Source organism: Rhizobium sp. NZLR1 (assembly GCF_017357385.1).
Lineage (GTDB): Bacteria > Pseudomonadota > Alphaproteobacteria > Rhizobiales > Rhizobiaceae > Rhizobium.
Genome location: NZ_CP071632.1, coordinates 3993881 through 4009990 on the forward strand (window position 1 = coordinate 3993881; position 16110 = coordinate 4009990).

Annotated in this window: 18 protein-coding genes; 6 read left to right on the forward strand and 12 right to left on the reverse strand. The window is 60.6% G+C overall.

What is annotated here, in order from left to right; genetic code table 11:
* Positions 1-99 precede the first annotated feature (99 nt).
* The 3 genes from J3O30_RS19650 to J3O30_RS19660 form a co-directional block, all read right to left on the reverse strand.
* A complete protein-coding gene (locus J3O30_RS19650; RefSeq protein ID WP_207581866.1) occupies positions 100-543 on the reverse strand; it encodes a DoxX family protein in 444 nt (147 codons plus the stop codon).
* A 62-nt stretch (positions 544-605) separates the two neighbouring features.
* A complete protein-coding gene (locus J3O30_RS19655) occupies positions 606-1070 on the reverse strand; it encodes a tetratricopeptide repeat protein (RefSeq protein WP_207581867.1) in 465 nt (154 codons plus the stop codon).
* Between the two features lie 20 nt (positions 1071-1090).
* Positions 1091-2065 (reverse strand): MBL fold metallo-hydrolase, encoded by a 975-nt coding sequence (locus J3O30_RS19660; RefSeq protein WP_207581868.1) that lies wholly within the window; start codon positions 2063-2065, stop codon positions 1091-1093.
* 299 nt (positions 2066-2364) lie between these two features.
* Between J3O30_RS19660 and J3O30_RS19665 the strand changes: the two genes are divergently transcribed.
* The gene (locus tag J3O30_RS19665; RefSeq protein WP_207581869.1) at positions 2365-3117 is read left to right on the forward strand and encodes a sigma-70 family RNA polymerase sigma factor; all 753 of its coding nucleotides are present in this window, start codon (positions 2365-2367) and stop codon (positions 3115-3117) included.
* A complete protein-coding gene (locus tag J3O30_RS19670; RefSeq protein WP_207581870.1) occupies positions 3114-3914 on the forward strand; it encodes an anti-sigma factor in 801 nt (266 codons plus the stop codon). Before J3O30_RS19665 ends, J3O30_RS19670 begins: the two co-directional genes overlap by 4 nt.
* Here J3O30_RS19670 and J3O30_RS19675 read toward each other — a convergent pair.
* Positions 3911-4579, reverse strand: coding sequence for a DUF1345 domain-containing protein (locus tag J3O30_RS19675; protein ID WP_207581871.1), 669 nt, complete (start codon positions 4577-4579; stop codon positions 3911-3913). The genes J3O30_RS19670 and J3O30_RS19675 overlap by 4 nt on opposite strands.
* A 93-nt stretch (positions 4580-4672) precedes the next feature.
* Positions 4673-5638, reverse strand: a complete 966-nt coding sequence (gene tal, locus J3O30_RS19680; protein WP_207581872.1) for a transaldolase — start codon at positions 5636-5638, stop codon at positions 4673-4675.
* Between the two features lie 406 nt (positions 5639-6044).
* Between tal and J3O30_RS19685 the strand changes: the two genes are divergently transcribed.
* On the forward strand, positions 6045-7070 hold the full coding sequence (locus J3O30_RS19685; protein WP_207581873.1) for a sugar-binding transcriptional regulator: 1026 nt from the start codon (positions 6045-6047) through the stop codon (positions 7068-7070).
* A 37-nt stretch (positions 7071-7107) separates the two neighbouring features.
* Here the strand turns inward: J3O30_RS19685 and J3O30_RS19690 are convergent, their stop codons facing one another.
* Together J3O30_RS19690 and J3O30_RS19695 are read right to left on the reverse strand one after the other, a co-directional pair.
* The gene (locus J3O30_RS19690) at positions 7108-7980 is read right to left on the reverse strand and encodes a bifunctional helix-turn-helix domain-containing protein/methylated-DNA--[protein]-cysteine S-methyltransferase (RefSeq protein ID WP_207581874.1); all 873 of its coding nucleotides are present in this window, start codon (positions 7978-7980) and stop codon (positions 7108-7110) included.
* A 79-nt stretch (positions 7981-8059) separates the two neighbouring features.
* On the reverse strand, positions 8060-8557 hold the full coding sequence (locus J3O30_RS19695) for a DUF2244 domain-containing protein (RefSeq protein WP_207584381.1): 498 nt from the start codon (positions 8555-8557) through the stop codon (positions 8060-8062).
* A gap of 22 nt (positions 8558-8579) precedes the next feature.
* On the opposite strand from J3O30_RS19695, the gene nth reads away from it, so the two are divergent.
* Positions 8580-9359, forward strand: a complete 780-nt coding sequence (gene nth, locus J3O30_RS19700; protein ID WP_207581875.1) for an endonuclease III — start codon at positions 8580-8582, stop codon at positions 9357-9359.
* On the opposite strand, the gene J3O30_RS19705 is transcribed toward nth, so the two are convergent.
* Positions 9324-9902 (reverse strand): TetR/AcrR family transcriptional regulator, encoded by a 579-nt coding sequence (locus J3O30_RS19705; protein ID WP_207581876.1) that lies wholly within the window; start codon positions 9900-9902, stop codon positions 9324-9326. The two genes, nth and J3O30_RS19705, sit on opposite strands and share 36 nt — an antisense overlap.
* Before the next feature lie 82 nt (positions 9903-9984).
* On the opposite strand from J3O30_RS19705, the gene J3O30_RS19710 reads away from it, so the two are divergent.
* Positions 9985-10410 (forward strand): VOC family protein, encoded by a 426-nt coding sequence (locus J3O30_RS19710; RefSeq protein ID WP_207581877.1) that lies wholly within the window; start codon positions 9985-9987, stop codon positions 10408-10410.
* 2 nt (positions 10411-10412) lie between these two features.
* Here J3O30_RS19710 and J3O30_RS19715 read toward each other — a convergent pair whose 3' ends face one another.
* Entirely contained in the window at positions 10413-11126 is a 714-nt protein-coding gene (locus J3O30_RS19715; protein ID WP_207581878.1) for a sulfate transporter family protein, read from the reverse strand.
* A gap of 233 nt (positions 11127-11359) precedes the next feature.
* Between J3O30_RS19715 and J3O30_RS19720 the strand changes: the two genes are divergently transcribed.
* On the forward strand, positions 11360-12214 hold the full coding sequence (locus tag J3O30_RS19720; RefSeq protein WP_207581879.1) for a MurR/RpiR family transcriptional regulator: 855 nt from the start codon (positions 11360-11362) through the stop codon (positions 12212-12214).
* A gap of 3 nt (positions 12215-12217) precedes the next feature.
* Here the strand turns inward: J3O30_RS19720 and J3O30_RS19725 are convergent, their stop codons facing one another.
* The 3 genes from J3O30_RS19725 to J3O30_RS19735 all read right to left on the reverse strand — a co-directional run bounded on the left by J3O30_RS19725 (position 12218) and on the right by J3O30_RS19735 (position 16067).
* Complete coding sequence (locus tag J3O30_RS19725) at positions 12218-13801, reverse strand: FGGY-family carbohydrate kinase (RefSeq protein ID WP_207581880.1); 1584 nt, start codon at positions 13799-13801, stop codon at positions 12218-12220.
* A complete protein-coding gene (locus tag J3O30_RS19730) occupies positions 13794-14489 on the reverse strand; it encodes an HAD family hydrolase (protein ID WP_207581881.1) in 696 nt (231 codons plus the stop codon). Before J3O30_RS19730 ends, J3O30_RS19725 begins: the two co-directional genes overlap by 8 nt.
* 96 nt (positions 14490-14585) lie before the next feature.
* Positions 14586-16067: a mannitol dehydrogenase family protein gene (locus tag J3O30_RS19735; RefSeq protein WP_207581882.1), complete on the reverse strand. Its 1482-nt coding sequence runs from the start codon at positions 16065-16067 to the stop codon at positions 14586-14588.
* Between the last annotated feature and the right edge of the window lie 43 nt (positions 16068-16110).

Consider the following 16110-nt stretch of genomic DNA (forward strand, 5'->3'; position numbering starts at 1 on the left):
ACTCCTGACTGTCGCCATAAGTGTAGCCCGCATCGGCGCTTCGGGTTGTTCGGTTTTATTCGGTTTTATTGCGCCGGGGGACGGCTCGCGAAGCTTCGATTACAGCACCGCCCGGAGCCAGGGATGCAGTCTGTTTGTTCGCTTTCGCAGCAGATTGTCGATCGATATCGATCCCGCGCCTGAAGCCGCCAGGACGAACATGCCGCCGGCAATCGCCAGGTCCTTCTCGAAATGCAGCAGCTCGTTCTGGCTCGCAAAATTCGTGTGGAAGAGAAAGGCGGTCGCCAGGCAGAAGAGCGCCAATGCAAGTGCGCCAAGTCGGCTGAGGAAACCTGCAGCAATAGAAAGGCCGGCGCCGATCTGAAGGACGATCACCGCAAGCGCAACCGGCGCCGACAGGCCGAGCGTTGCGAAAGTGTCGATGGTCGCGGCGATATTGGTCGCGAGAGACAACCCTTCATGCAGGAAGATCAGCGACAGCAGCAGCCTGCCCAGGAGAAGAACGAGATCGGCCAGTTGCAGCCGGCTTGGGGCGTTTTCCATCATATCCTCCGGTTTGAGAAGAGCAGACGGTTCCGCCGCCTGCTCTTACATTCATATACTCGTCAATTCCCTCCCTTGGCCGCAATTGCCTTTTGCAGGTCTTCGAGTTCCTCGCAGCCGCTCGGGCAAAGTTGCTTCAGTGATGACACCTGCTCCTCGGCCTTCGCCGTCTCGCCTGTTTCAACATAGAGTTCGCCGAGATATTCACGCGCTGCCTTGTGGTCGGGCTGAAGCTCCAGCGCCTTGGTGTAGTAGGTCAGCGACGTTCTGTAGTCGCCCGTCTTGCGCAGCGTATATCCCATCAGATTATAGACATCTGCCTGCTGGTTGTCCTCGGCAAGGCCGCGAAGCTCCGCCAGGGCGCCGGCATAGTCTTTGACATCGATCTTGGCGCGCACCGACGTCAAGTCGGGAGCGTCCGTCGATTGCATGTTGTCGACGGCAAAGGCGGGAAGCGCCGTCACCGCCGAAAAGCCGGCGGATATGGCACAAAGCCAGATGAATCCGAGAATTGCATATTTCATCATGGTGATCTCCTTCCGGCCTTTCAGGCCTGGATTGTCGGTGTGAAGCCAAAAGCGCTTCCGTCCTTGACGAAGGTGCCCGAGCCGGGGAAAGGGAAGTGCGAGCCGCAAATGGCGATATTGTCGGCAATGATGCGGTCGATGAGACGGCGGCGCGTGTCGACGGCCATCGGCCCGTCTTGATCGTAGCTGCCTTGCCATTCGGGATGCGGCGCGAGCAGGGCCGGCACATACATGATATCGGCCGAGACGAGCAGTTGCTTGCTGCCTGAAGTAACGAGGTAGGTCGAATGGCCGGGCGTGTGGCCGAAAGCTGCGAGAAGCCGCACTCCCGGTGCAACCTCGGCCCCATCGTCCACCAGTTTCCAGTTCTTCCATTTCGGGAAAACCTCGGCGATGCGCTTGCCGGCCGGCCTGCGGCCTTCCGCAAGCTTCTCGACCCGGCCGGGTTCCGTCCACCAGTTGTATTCGACGGCGTTGACGATGAGTTCGGCGTTCGGGAAGACAGGATCGTTCGTTCCCTTTTCCATCAGTCCCCAGACATGGTCCGGATGGAAATGCGAGATCAAGATCGTATCGATCGTCTTGTAGTCGATGCCGGCGGCCGCCATGTTCGCCGGCAGGTGGGTGGCATTTGCCTGCCATTGACCCACGCCCGAGCCGGCGTCCATCATGATCAGACGGTTGCCGAGCTTCAGGACGACCACCGTCAACGGGATCGGCATGAATTCGGTCGTGAGCCCGGCCTTGGAAAGCGCCTCCTTGGTGTCCTCGATCGAAGCGTTCTTGATGAAGGTCGGGTCATGCGGTTTTTTCCAGATACCGTCATAGATCGCCGTGACCTCGACATCCCCGACCTTGTATTTATAGAAGCCGACCATCGGCTCCAGCGGCGTCGCGGCGAGCGCCGGCATGACGAATTCGAGCTTTGACGACAGACCGAATGCGGCCGCCGCGGCAGCCGATCCCAGGACGGCGCGACGTGACATGGTAAACATGGATATGCCTCCTCTTGTTGATGGCATTTCTGGTGGCGAAGACTGGAACTGTTCAGATGTCCTCACTGCCGAACTAGATCGCTGGCACAGCCCGCTTATTCCCAATCTGGGGAGTTATTTCTTCAAGCTGTTGAAAATGTTTTTCGATTTCTATCGCGTGCGATTAACGGCCCGCTGCATGCAAAAAACCTGGCGTCGACGTGGAATAAAACCATGTGCCGATCGGTCTAGACGGCAAGGACCGCATTGCATGCCTGTGGGTCTCACGCCTAAATTCGGCCGCTGTTGAGGCAGGGAGAATGATGACAAACGCTCAGATCACCTATCCCGTCGGATCGAACGACTGGTTGCTGCTGGGCCGGCAAGCGTCGAAGACCCGCATTCGACCATCACCGCTGACGGCGCTTCTGGGCGGCGCGGTGCGGCTATTCCACTTCATGGTCTCGGAAAAATCGAGCAGCGATCGAGTCGCTTCGACAGCCGATGCGACGGCGCAGCATGAATTCATGCAGCGCTTTCAGGACATGATCGTTCCGCATCTTGACGCGGCTTATAATTTTGCCCGCTTCCTCAGCCGCGATGCAGATGCCGCACAGGATATTGTCCAGGAAGCCTTCCTGCGTGCCTATCGCAATTTCGAAACCTATCGTGGCGGCGATCCGCGCGCCTGGCTCTTTGCCATTGTCAGGAACTGCTGCCATGTTTGGCGCCAGCAGGATCGCCGCAAAGCGCGGTTCGAGCAGCCTTTGGGCAATGACGGCTACGCTGACCCCGATGAAGGTGGCGAATACCAGATCGCCTCGGAGGAGGATTCGCCGGAAACGGCGACGATCCGGCGAAGCGAACAGCAACGTGTACGCGCGGTTATCAGTCGGCTTCCGGTGGCGATGCGGGAAATCCTTGTCTTGCGCGAGCTTGAAGATCTTTCCTACCGGCAGATCGCCGAGATCATCGATGCGCCGATCGGCACGGTCATGTCGCGGCTTGCCAGGGCGCGGCGTGAATTTGGCGAAGCCTGGGATGCATGCAGCAAAAACGAGACGGCAGGATGAGTGAAGCCCAACAGAGAGGTTGCCCGGAATGGCGCATCATGCTGCACGGCTTCGTCGACGGCGAGCTCGATTCCGTCCATGCAGCGCAATTCGAGGATCATCTTGGCACCTGCGCGAATTGCAGGGCGGAGATGGAAGGGGTCCGTGCCGTGAGAGAGATCATCGATCAGGATGGTGTCAAGTGGCGGCCGCCGGAGGCACTGCGTTCGCAAGTCCTGTCAATGCTGTCGTTTGAACAGGCAGCGGCGACGTCCAGCCTGCCCCCGCCACGCCAGGTGCCGGTCTGGCGCCACGCCTTGGATTTCATCCGACAATGGAGCTTCGTGCCTTCGCTCGCAGTACTGGCGGCAGGCGCTTTCCTGTTCATCAATGCACCGTCGCAGACCTTGCTTTTGCAGGACCAGATCATGGCAAGCCATGTCAGGTCGATGATGGCCGATCATCTGACCGACGTGCTGACCTCGGATCAGCACACGGTAAAGCCCTGGTTCAACGGCAAGATCGATTTTTCGCCACCGGTCAGCGATCTCTCCAAGGATGGCTTTCCGCTGACCGGCGGGCGTGTCGACTATATCGGAGATCGCGCCGTCGCGGCCCTCGTCTACCGGCGCCACGGCCATGTCATCAACCTGTTCATCTGGCCGGCGGCATCGGCCGCACAGACGACGACGGTGCATGACGGCTACAATATGACGCAATGGTCGGATGGAGGGCTGGTGTTCTGGGCGGTTTCGGATGTCGCCGCAGGCGACCTGGCCGAGTTCGAGACCTTTTTCAGGGCGGCGGCGAAGGGTTAAAGCAGACTCGCCCCGACATTGATCGCCAGCGCCAGGATCGTCGTGTTGAACAGGAACGACAGCACGGCATGCAGCAGCGTCAGCTTGCGCATGCTGGTCGAACTGACCGCGACATCCGCCGTCTGCGCGGCAACGCCGATCGTGAAGGAGAAGTAGAGGAAATCCCAATAGCCAGGCTCTTCGATCCCGTCAGGAAACTTGAGGCCACCCTCCTCGTCCGCCCCACCATAGAAATAATGGGCATAATGGATGGTGAAGAGGGTGTGCAGAAAGATCCAGGAGATCAGGATCGTCAGCACCGCGGCCCCTGCCCGGGCCAGCGCGACGTCAGGTGTTGCTTCCTTGATCGAATGAAGCTCGAGGCCGATACCGGCGACGCTGGCAAGCGCCGCACCGATCGAAAGAGCCAGCAATACGGTGTCGGAGAAATCGAGATCCTCGGAGCGTTTCCGGATGCTTTCAACCGTTGCCCGCAGCATCTTGCGCCAGCTGAGCGCGACAAAAACGCCGGCGCTGACATTCCAGCCGAACAAGATGTTGCCGGCGCTGACTTCGCGCGAGGTCACAGCCAAGAAGACCACCAGTCCGGCCAGGATGGCGATGATGAAGCTCGCATGCTTGTAGGCAAATGCCGCCAGCGAACTTGCCCGGTTCTCACCCGCCATATCGGTCTCCAACTGCATATGCCTTTGATAACAGCATGAAAAAAGGCGCGCCTGCCAGCAACAGCCGCGCCTTCGATTGCATGCCGGACCTTATCAGGCGGCGGCGAGCTGCAGTTCCTTCTGCACCATGGTGCGCAACGTTCCCAGATCCTTGGCGAAGGCGCGAATGCCTTCGGCGAGTTTTTCCGTCGCCATTGCGTCTTCGTTCATCATCCAGCGGAAGGTCTTCTCGTCGACAGAGACCTTCGGATCCGGCTTGCGGCTCTCCGGCGAGAGCTTACGCTCCAGCTTGCCGTCATCCTTGGCGAGCTCGTCGAGCAGGTTCGGGCTGATGGTCAGGCGGTCGCAGCCGGCAAGGGCTTCGATTTCGCCGGCGCTGCGGAAGGAGGCGCCCATGACGATCGTCTTGATGTCGTTCACCTTGTAGTAGTTGTAGATTTCACGGACGGAGATGACGCCCGGATCTTCCTCGGCAGTGTAGTCCTTGCCGGTCGACTTCTTGTACCAGTCGAGGATGCGGCCGACGAAGGGCGAGATCAGGAACACCTTGGCATCGGCGCAGGCGATCGCCTGGGCCTTGCTGAACAGAAGCGTCAGATTGCAGTCGATGCCTTCCTTCTGCAGCACTTCGGCGGCGCGGATGCCTTCCCAGGTGGAGGCGAGCTTGATGAGGATGCGGTCCTGACCGATACCGCGATCCTTGTAGGCGGCGATGATCGCGCGCGCCTTGGCAAGCGAAGCCTCGGTATCGAAGGAAAGATCGGCGTCGACTTCGGTCGACACGCGGCCTGGGACGAGCTTCACCAGGGCGGCGCCGACCGAGATGGCGAGGCGATCGGCGACGGCGGAAGAAACGGCTTCAGGATTGCCGCCCTGCTTCTTGCCCCAGGCGACGGCTTCCTTGATGGCGTCGGCAAACATCGGCGTGCCGAGGGCTTTGAGCACGATGCTCGGGTTCGTCGTGCAATCGACAGGCTTCAGGCGGGCGACGGCTTCGATATCGCCGGTGTCAGCGACGACGGTGGTAATCTCGCGGAGTTGGTCAAGCTTGGATGTCATGGTCAATAATCCTTGTTGAACTTGGGCTGCGACCGGCACGAGTTCCGCCGGGCAAAGGTGGTCTATCGACAGGTTATTTGCATGCTGCAGGCGAAAATGCGCGCATCCGTCACGGATGATTCATAAACGTGAAGGACAGTAGCCGTGTTCCCGAACGCAAGCGACACCGCCTGCGGCTGGAAGGCCGATCGTGACTTTCGGCATGCCCGCACTATGTCCTCCTCGGACGGACAGGAACGACTTGTATCATCCGGACTATCGCCATTCGCCTGACGAAAAGTCAAGGACATTTGTGCATTTCAATTGACATAAGTGTCACACCCGTCATTATCCCCCGCAACAAACGCGTCATCGCAACCTCTCGCCTCCATGAGGGGTCTAAGGCCAGGAATTGTGCGGAGGAGATGTGGTCAAGCTTAAACGCGGCACGCACACGGCCTTTTCGGAAGCATCCTCGCTGCGGCTGAGGGCGGCATGGCTCTATTACAACGAGGGCTTGACCCAGAAGGACGTCGCCGAACAACTCGGCATCAGCCGCACCACCGTGATCCGCCTGCTCGATGAGGCGATGAAGCGCAGCGAAGTCCAGATCTGGATCAACGATTCGATCGGCGACTGCGTCGAGCTATCGGTGAGACTGGAGCGCGCCTATGGCCTCGACGAGGCGATCGTCGTACCAGCACCGGTCAACTGCGACGTCGATGCGCTGGCGAAAAATGTCGGCCTGGCGCTTGGCCAGTTCCTCTCCGAAGCCATTCCCGACGACTATACCATCGGCGTCGGCTGGGGCCGCACCATGACCGCCTCCCTGTCGAGCTTCCGGCCGCCACGCCGCGCCAATTGCAAAATCGTCTCGCTTCTGGGCGGCATCGTCGCCGTACACCAGACGAACCCGATCGATTATACCTGGCGGCTGGCAAACCAGCTCGGCGCCGAATGTTACATGTTCCTGGCACCGCTTCTCGTCGATTCCATCGAGACCAAGCGCAATCTGATCGAAAAATGCGGGTTGGATACGATTTACCGTCTCGCCGAAAACCTCGATCTGGCGATTGTCAGCTGCGGCGATATCGGTCCGCATTCGACCTCGCTGTCGGAAGGCTGGATCTCGAAGGCCGAGCTGCAGGAGTTGATCGACGCCGGCTGCGTCTGCGACACCATGTTCAATTTCCTCGACGAGAACGGCAAGTCTGTCGACCACTCGATCAATCGCCGCGTCATGTCCGTCGATCTCGACACGCTGAAGGAGGCCAAGCATATCGTGCTCTCCTCCGGCGGTGCCCACCGGGCCGTCGCCATCCGCGCCACGATCAAACGCATCGGCTGCAACACACTGATCACCGATGAAAGTGCCGCACGGGCACTGCTGGAATTGGCTGAGACATCACCGCCTGTCTCTTCTCCCCAGCGGGGAGACGTGCCGGAGCGTTAGCAAGGCGATGAGGGGGCGAGCGAGGGTCGGAACGCTATCAGGCGTGCGCCGATTCCCAGCCGAGCATCGCCCGCTTGCGGGTGAGGCCCCAATGGTAACCCGTCAGCGCGCCGTTCTTGCCGACCGCCCGATGGCATGGCACCACAAAGGAGATCGGGTTCGCCCCGACCGCGGCCCCCACGGCGCGCTGCGCCGTCGGCCGGCCGATATCATTGGCGATATCGGAATAGGTGACGGCCTTGCCGAACGGGATTTTCATAAGGCTCTGCCAGACACTCACTTGGAAATCCGTGCCGATCAGCACGACCCGCAGCGGCTGTTCCAAGGACCATTTGCCCGGCTCGAAGATGCGGGCGGCATAGGGAACCGTCGCCTGCAGGTCCTCGACATAACAGGCGTTCGGCCAGCGGCAGGTCATATCGTCGAGGCAGGCCTTCTCGTCGCCGGAATCGCTGAAGGCAAGGCCGGCGAGGCCGCGGTCGGTCACCATGATCAGTGCGATGCCGAAGGGGCAGATGTGGAAGCCGTAGCGGATGGTGAGACCGCCGCCCTTCGCCTTCCATTCGCCGGGTGACATCGCCTCATGCGTGACGAACAGATCGTGCAGGCGGCTCGGCCCGGAGAGGCCGACCTCGATCGAGGTCTCGAGCAGCGGCATGTCTTCCTTGCGCAGCAGCCGCTTGGCGTGGTCGAGCGTCACTGCCTGCAGAAAACCCTTGGGCGACAGGCCGGCCCAGCGGGTGAAGGTCTTCTGCAACTGCGTCGGCGACTGGTTGAGCCGGGCCGCGATCGCCTCCAGCGAAGGCTGGTCGCGGTAATCCTCGGTGATGAGTTCGATCACCCGACGGACAATGTCGTAATCAGGGCCGTCAGGCGTCATGTCTGTCTGCAGGTTCGCAATCATGTTCATCGTCTTTCTCCTTGTCACAAGGAGATAATCAATAGGGTGTTGGCAAACCACCCGTTTCTTGCGCATGCACCAAGTAAGCTCAGATACGCTGCTTGACCGTGGCGAGTGCGCCCTTGAAGGCTTTGGCGAAGCTTTCACGATCGTCGGGATTGAGGAAGGAGCCGATATCCGTGCGCCGGCCCTCGCCGAAGATCTGCATGGAAAGGATGCCGATCTCCTGGTGCCGGCGAACGAGGAAGCGCGCCCAGAACGGATTGAAGTGATGTTCAACCATCCGTCCCGACGCTGTGAACTTGCGCACCGATACGTCCGTGCGCGACACCGTCACCTGTTCGCGCGCTTTGCCGGAGCGGTAATTCAGCCAGAAGGCACCGTAGAGAAGCACGAAATCCAGTCCGAAAAAGAAGCCGATCGGCCAAGCGCCGGTCGCGATGAAGAACATGCCATAGAGGAGGCAGACGGAACCGGATAGGATAAGCAGCACCCTGAAGCCCCGGCGGCCGAGCGACCGGTGGGGGAAAAGCTCGGCGGCGAAAACAGGCTGCTCGTTGAAGCTGTCGGCGTTGCTTTCCATCATAGCCGTTGAGTATAGATTCTCCATGGCAAATCCGAAACTCAAATCCGTTACCAGACCATCGCAAAACTCGAATGTGATCGCCCGCCGCAAACCGGCGGCGGTGAAGACGGCCTATTCCCTGGCCGAGCGCGAGGAGATCTTCCGCCGTTTCTCGGTGCAGCGGCCGGAACCGAGGGGCGAGCTCGAGCACACCAACCCCTTCACTCTGGTCGTTGCGGTCGCGCTTTCAGCGCAAGCGACCGATGTCGGCGTCAATAAGGCGACGCGGGCACTCTTCCAGATTGCCGATACGCCGGAAAAGATGCTCGATCTCGGCGAGGAGCGGCTGCGAGATCATATCAGAACGATCGGCCTCTACCGCAACAAGGCGAAAAACGTCATCGCGCTTTCGCAGATGCTGGTCGACCAATTCGGCGGCAAGGTGCCGGAGACGCGCGACGAGTTGGTGCGATTGCCGGGCGTCGGCCGCAAGACCGCCAACGTCGTGCTGTCCATGGCCTTCGGTCAGGCGACGATGGCCGTCGATACGCATATCTTCCGCATTGCCAATCGCATCCGCCTTGCCCCCGGCAAGACACCGGACGAGGTCGAGGCGCGGCTGATGAAGGTGATCCCGAAACATTCCCTCTATCACGCCCATCACTGGCTGATCCTGCACGGTCGCTACACCTGCAAGGCACGCCGCCCCGAATGCGAACGCTGCGTCATCGCCGATCTCTGCAAATCGCCGGAGAAAAGTTGGGATGTGCCAGCGCCGCTCGTCGAGCTACCGCCGCAGGTGATCGGCGAGGCCATCGAGTAAAGCTGCAATCGCCTGCTCGTAATCCCGCCTCTCCCCACCCGCTTCGATCGCGATCGCCGCGCGGTCGAAACTTGCCGACAGCAGCGACGTCAGCGGGTCGAGCAGGGTTCCTGCCGCAGGTATAAGCGCTGCGAGTCCCCCACGCAAAGTCGCCTCCGTATTCTCGGCATCCAGTGCCGCAATCGCCGGCAAGCCGAGAACCGCAGGCGCTTCCATCAGCAGCAGCCGTGTTCGGCCGGGTTGCGTCATTGCGGTGAAATAGGCCGAAGCGCCGGCAATCAGCGCATCGCGCGGCCCGTCCTCAGGCGCTGAAGACGCCTCGATTGTCTTGGTCACCTCTTGCATTTCGCACGCAATCACCGCGCGGAAGAGCGCCTTCTTGTCCTCGAAATGATGGTAAAGCGCCCCACGCGTCAACCCTGCCGCGGTGACGATTTCCGGTGTCGCCGTTTCGGCATATCCTTTCTCGACAAAGATGCGCCGTCCGGCGTCGATCAGCGCCTGCCTTGTCTGTTCCGTTCTCTCGCGATTGCTCCGGCTCATGTGGGCTATTTACATACAAACTGCATGTATGTTAATAGCCAAAAACATACAACCTGTATGTAAAATGGAAAAGGAGCGAGACGTGAAATCGACCAGCTACTACCCGGTCATCATGACCGGCGACGTCACAGGCACCGCCAGCTTCTATTGCTCGCATTTCGGCTTCAACGCGCTGTTCGAAAGCGATTGGTACGTTCACCTGCAATCGGCTGAGGACGTGCAGATAGCGCTCGCCATCCTTGACGGCAGCCATGAGACTATCCCGGCCATGGCCCGCGGCAGGGTCTCCGGCCTGCTGCTCAATTTCGAGGTCGAGGATGTCGATCGTGTTTACGAAACCTGCCGGAGCGCCGGCCTGCCAATTCTCCGCGAGATCCGCGATGAGAATTTCGGCCAGCGGCATTTCATCACCGCCGATCCGAACGGCGTGCTGATCGATATCATCACGCCGATTCCACCGAGCGCCGAATTCGCGGCGCTGTACGCCGCCGCCGCCCTGCCCGGTTGATCTCAGGCCCGCGAACCGATGTCACGCGCGGAAATCAGCTTGTGCAGATGCACCATCATGCCGGCGGCAAAAAGTGGCGTCAGAAGATTGACGAACGGGATCGCCAGAAACAGGGCGATCACCAGCCCACCAAGAAAGACGGTGGAGGCGTGTTTGGCGCGAAGGAGCCGCGCCTCCTCAGGCGAACGGAAGCGCATGGCAGCGAATTCGAAAAATTCTCGTCCGAGCAGATAGCCGTTCACCAGAAAGAACGCGATCAGATTGACGCCGGGAATGACCAGCAGCAGCAACGCCACGATATTGCCGAGGATCACCACGCCGAGGAACTTGATCGAGCTTGCCATCGCCGGGCCGAGCGGCATGGCGGTGCCCGGCATGTCCTTGGGATAATCGCGTTTTTCGATGACATCGGCGACATCGTCGAGAAACAAGCCGGCGATCAGCGCCGTCACCGGCGAAAGCAATAACGCCAGCATCAGTGCAAGGCCGACACCGGCAAGAATTGCGAAAACCAAAGCGAGCCACCCCGCCCAATCCGGCACATCGGGAAAGAAGCCGGTGAGCCAGGGAAAGAGAAAAGCCATGAAGGCCCCACGCAGCGCGAACCAGAGACCGACCAGGACGAGAATCGTCAGGCCGAGCACTTTCCAGAAGACCGAACGTGTTTCCGGCGCGAACAAATTGGTGAGCGAGAGTCGAGCGGCGGCAAGAATCATATCTCAGGCGTCTCCGGTTGCGCCGAAGATGTAGGAAAGATGGAGGCTACCGACAAGAGAGAATAAATTGCATGCGGTAATAGAAAACTTGTCGAAAATTAAATGCTAATATAGTATTGTCACGTATCCAATATGCACGGGCCTAAGAAGCAGCTTCCGAAATAGTTGCAAAGACAAGGGGTCGCAACAGCGCATCCACGGAACGCCTCTAAGGAAAAACGGGGGAGGCTGATGTGGAAGACTTTGTGCAAAAACTCAGGCAATACGCAAAAACCGGCACACCGGCCGAACGTCGCATTGCGAAATATTTCACCGAACACCTGAACGACCTGCCGTTCGAGACAGCTGCATCGGTCGCCGATCGCCTGGATCTCTCGCCGATGACCGTCGGGCGCTTCCTGCGCTCGCTCGGCTATCAGGGATTGGACAGCGTCAAAGTGGAGATTCGCGAGACCGTGACGACATCGCCGGCGCAATTGCAAAGCGCCATGAGCGAGCTGCATCAGGACGCTGGGGAGGGCAAACCGCTCGCCGTGCTGGTTGCCGAACAGATCCAGGCGCTCCATCATATCTATCATCTGACGGCGCAGCCACACTGGTCCGAAGCCGTCAGCTTGATCAGCACTGCCCGCGAAGTGTCGATCGTCACGCATGCCCGGCTTGCAAGCCTCGCCCATCATTTCTGCCAGCGGCTGACGCAAGCCCGCGACGGCGTGCGCACGCTCGACGGCGCCGACAACCGTTTTGCCGAGCTTTTCGCCCGGCTGGCCGTTGATGACGCGCTACTGGTCATCATCGATTGTCGCCGCTTCGCCAAGGCGCGGCTGCTTGCCCGAACCGCTCGGCGCTACGGCTATAAGGTCGTGCTCATTTCACCGCAGCAAGCGGACTGGATGGCGGACCAGTCGAATGTCATGCTGCCCTTACCGCCCGCGCGCGCCCCCGATCTCGACAATCTTCCGCCGCTGATCGCGCTGCTCGATTGCCTGTCGGAATCCGTCATCCTCGAAGTCGGAGAAGAGGCCGCTCTCCGCCGCCGCCGCATGTTGGAATTCGCGACCGTCCTCGGCGAGACGGCGAATCACTGAGGGCTACTTCATCGTCTCCAGTTCGGCACGATGCCGGTGCATGGCGAGAAGACGGCGGTAGTCGCGATCGTAGAGCGCCTGTTTCGTTTTGTCAGGCAGCCGTTCGTCGCCACCCGGATACATCGCCTCGCCGGCTGCCGCCAAATCCCTGTACAGGCCGCAGGCGACGGATGCCGCGATCGCCGTGCCGAGCAGCACCGCCTCGTTCATTTTCGGCACCACCACCTTGCAGCCGGTGGCATCGCTATAGAGCTCCATCAGCACCGGGTTCTTCACATGCCCGCCGGCAATATGCAGCGTATCGGGCACGTAGCCGTATTCCTTCATCATTTCGAGGATGTGGCGAATGCCGAGCGCAATCGCCACGGCCGTGCGCCAGTAAAGCGTGCAAAGCCCATCGAAGGACGTATCGAGCGTCAGCCCGCTGACGACACCGACGGCATGCGGATCGGCGAGCGGCGAACGGTTGCCATGAAAGTCCGGCAGCACGAAAATGCGTGCGCCGAAGGCATCGCCCTCCTCGGCCCGCAATTCGGCGATGCGTGCGACGATCCTCTGATGCAGTGCCGCCGTCGGCTCACCGCCCGCCGCGTGCATGCGCACGATGTGGTCGAGCAGCGCGCCAGTCGCCGATTGCCCCGCCTCCACCAGCCAGGATTCTGGAAAGACCGCCTCGTAATAGGGGCCCCACATGCCATGGCTCGGCTTGCGTTCCCGCGAGAATGTGACGATGCAGCTCGACGTGCCGGCGATCAGCGCCAGCTGGTGCTCTCGTTTTACAGGATCGGCAGCGTAGCCGCCGAGCGCGCCGAGCGCGCCGGCATAGGCGTCGATCATGCCGGCGGAGACATGGCAGTCCGTGGTCAGCCCGAGCGCCTGCGCCGCTTCCGGCGTCAGCCAACCGACGTTGCCTCCGACAGGCGTGGTTTCATCCGGTAGGTGGCCGCGCTCGTGAAGGTCCTCAAGGCCGATCCGCTCCAGGAAATCCTGCTGCCAGCCTTTTTCGCGATGGGCGAGATAGTTCCACTTCGCTGTCAGCGTGCAGCGCGAACGGGCAAGCGATCCGGTCGATTTCCACGTCATGAAGTCGGCGAGATCGAAGAAATAACCGGCTTTCTCCCATGTGGCAGGCAGCTTCTTCTTCAGCCACATCAGCTTCGGCATTTCCATCTCAGGCGACATGACGTGCCCGGAATGTTCGAGCACCGTGTGCTCCGTCGCCGTGCAGAAATCGGCTTCCTTCAGCGCCCGGTGATCGAGCCAGACGACCGTGTCGAAGCGTGTCTCGCCGCCGGTGGAAACGCTGAGCTGCCGGCCCTCGACGTCACGCACGACGAGCGAACAGGTGGCGTCGAAGCCGATTGCGCCGACCGAGGCGGCGGCGATGCCGGATTGCTCCATCGCCTTGCGCACCGCCGTGCAGGCTGCGGACCAGATATCTTCGGAATCGTGCTCGGCATGGTTTTCACGCGGCCGGTTCATCACGATCGGATGCTCGGCCTTGGCAAGCAGACGGCCGCGCGCATCGAAGACGCCGGCGCGCGCACTGCCCGTGCCGATATCCACCGCAACCACATGATCACGCATCAAATCTTGGTCCCGTCCAGCTATGGTTGCGGACAAGGTGGATCAAATCCGGCATGGCGTCAAACACCACTTCCGGCGAAAGCCGGTCGAGTTCGGCGCGATAGCCGGCGAAGTTGGCGTGTGATCCGCCGGTGAAGGCGAAGACCGTCATTCCCGCTGCCTTGGCGGCGGCAATGCCGGCAGGGCTGTCCTCCACAACAATGCACTGAGCAGGCGCCACCTGCATTTCACGCGCCGCATGCAGGAAAAGATCGGGCGCCGGTTTGCCGCGCTTGACCATCGTCGCGCTGAAGATGTCGGGCAGCTTGTCGAGCAGTCCGGTGACGGACAGCGACAGCCGGATTCGCTCCATCTGGCTGGACGAGGCGACGCAGCAGCGAACGCCAAGTCCATCGATCGTCGCCGCAATACCCTCGATCGGCTTCAGTTCGGTACGAAAACGGGTGTAGAGATCGGTGCGAATGCGCTCGAGGAATTCTTCACCGGCGCGGACGTTGAATTCGGTTTCCAGCGTATCGATGAGGGTCGAAAGGCTGCGGCCGAGAAAGCGCTCGTAGGCCTGATCCTCGGTGATCGAGACGCCGAGATCGTTCATCGCCCCGACGAGCACGCTGATCGAGATCGGCTCGCTGTCAACGAGCACGCCGTCGCAATCGAAGATGACCAGCCGTGGTTCAGCATCAGCCATGGAAGACCCAACCTGAGTTCAATTCGAGCGCGTCACCGCCCCGCTTGCGCGCAAGGCCGGATGAATGACGGCAGCAGATGCCGCCATCCGGATTCCTTACACTGCGAGCTTGCCGTCGAGATAGAGTTGCAGCGTCTCCCGCGTGCCCTTTTCCCACAGGCTTTTGAGTGCATCGGCAAAACGCTTGCGGAAAAGTTCGGATTTCGCCACTTCGCCGAAAATATCGTCGAAGACCAGGAAGGCTGACGGATCGGTCTTCGCCTTCAGCGCCGCCGCATGCAGGCGCTCGGCGCTGGCGTCGTTGAAGACGATATCCTTGCCGCTATCGGTCTTGCCGGCGAAGTAACGGCACCAGAGCGCCGAAACCAGCGCCAGACCGACGACGTCCCTGCCCTGGCGCAGATTGTCGAGCGTCGACGGCAAGATGAATTTCGGCTGACGGTTCGATCCGTCCTGCGCCAGCCGCGGAACGGTGTCGGCAATTTTCGGATTGAGCAGGCGATGTTCGATCAGCGCGAAATAATCCGTCAGCGACGTGTTCGGCACCGGCGGCACGATCGGGATGATTTCGTCTTTCTCGAGCTTGGCGAGGAAGGTGCGGATTAGCGGGTTTTCCATGGAATCGTGAACGAAATGGATGTCCATCAGTGCCGCCGGATAGGCGATCGCAGCATGTCCGCCGTTCAGGATGCGGATCTTCATATGCTCGTAGGGCGTGACATCGGGCACGAAGGTCACGCCGACCTTTTCCAATGCCGGCCGACCGGCGGTGAACTTATCCTCAAGCACCCATTGCTTGAATTCCTCGCAATAGACCGGCCAATTGTCCTCGATCGCAAAATTGTCCCTGAGGAAATCGATTTCGCGCTTGCCGGTTGCCGGCGTGATGCGGTCGACCATCGCATTCGGGAAGGCGACATTCGCCCGGATCCACTCGGCAAAGCCAGTGTCCGAGAGGGCGGCCGTGCCGACCACGGCATTGGCGGTAACGATGCCATTATGGGGAATGTTGTCGCAGGACATGACGGTAAAGGGTTCGATGCCCCTTTCCTTGCGCGCCTTCAGCCCGGCAACGATCAGGCCGAACACCGTCTTCGGCGCGTCGGGGCTGTCGCCATCGGCAGCAATCGCCGGATGCGCCGGGTTGAAGGTTCCTGATGCGTCGATGAAATAGCCGCCCTCGGTGATCGTCAGCGAAACGATGCGGATCTCGGGATCGGCGAGCCTGGCGATGATCACGGCGGGGTCGCCGACCGGCAGGATGTCGATCATCGGCGCGGTGACCCGCGCCGCCGTCTTGTTGTTGTCCTGCTCGACCACCGTCGTCAGAAAATCCTGTGCCGCAAGCTTTTCACGCATCGCGGCATCGGATGGCAACACGCCGGCGCCAACGATCGCCCAATCGTGATCCGCGCCGGCATTGAAGAGATCGTCGAGATAGACCGCCTGATGGGCGCGGTGGAAATTGCCGACGCCGAAGTGCACGATGCCGGCTTTCAGCGACGCCCTGTCATATCCAGGGATGGCCGCGGTGCGCGCCACATCCGAAAGCGTTGCCAGCGATAGTTTGCACGTCATGTTTCAGTCCTCTTGAAGGTCTTGCCCAAACGGCCGGGCGCCA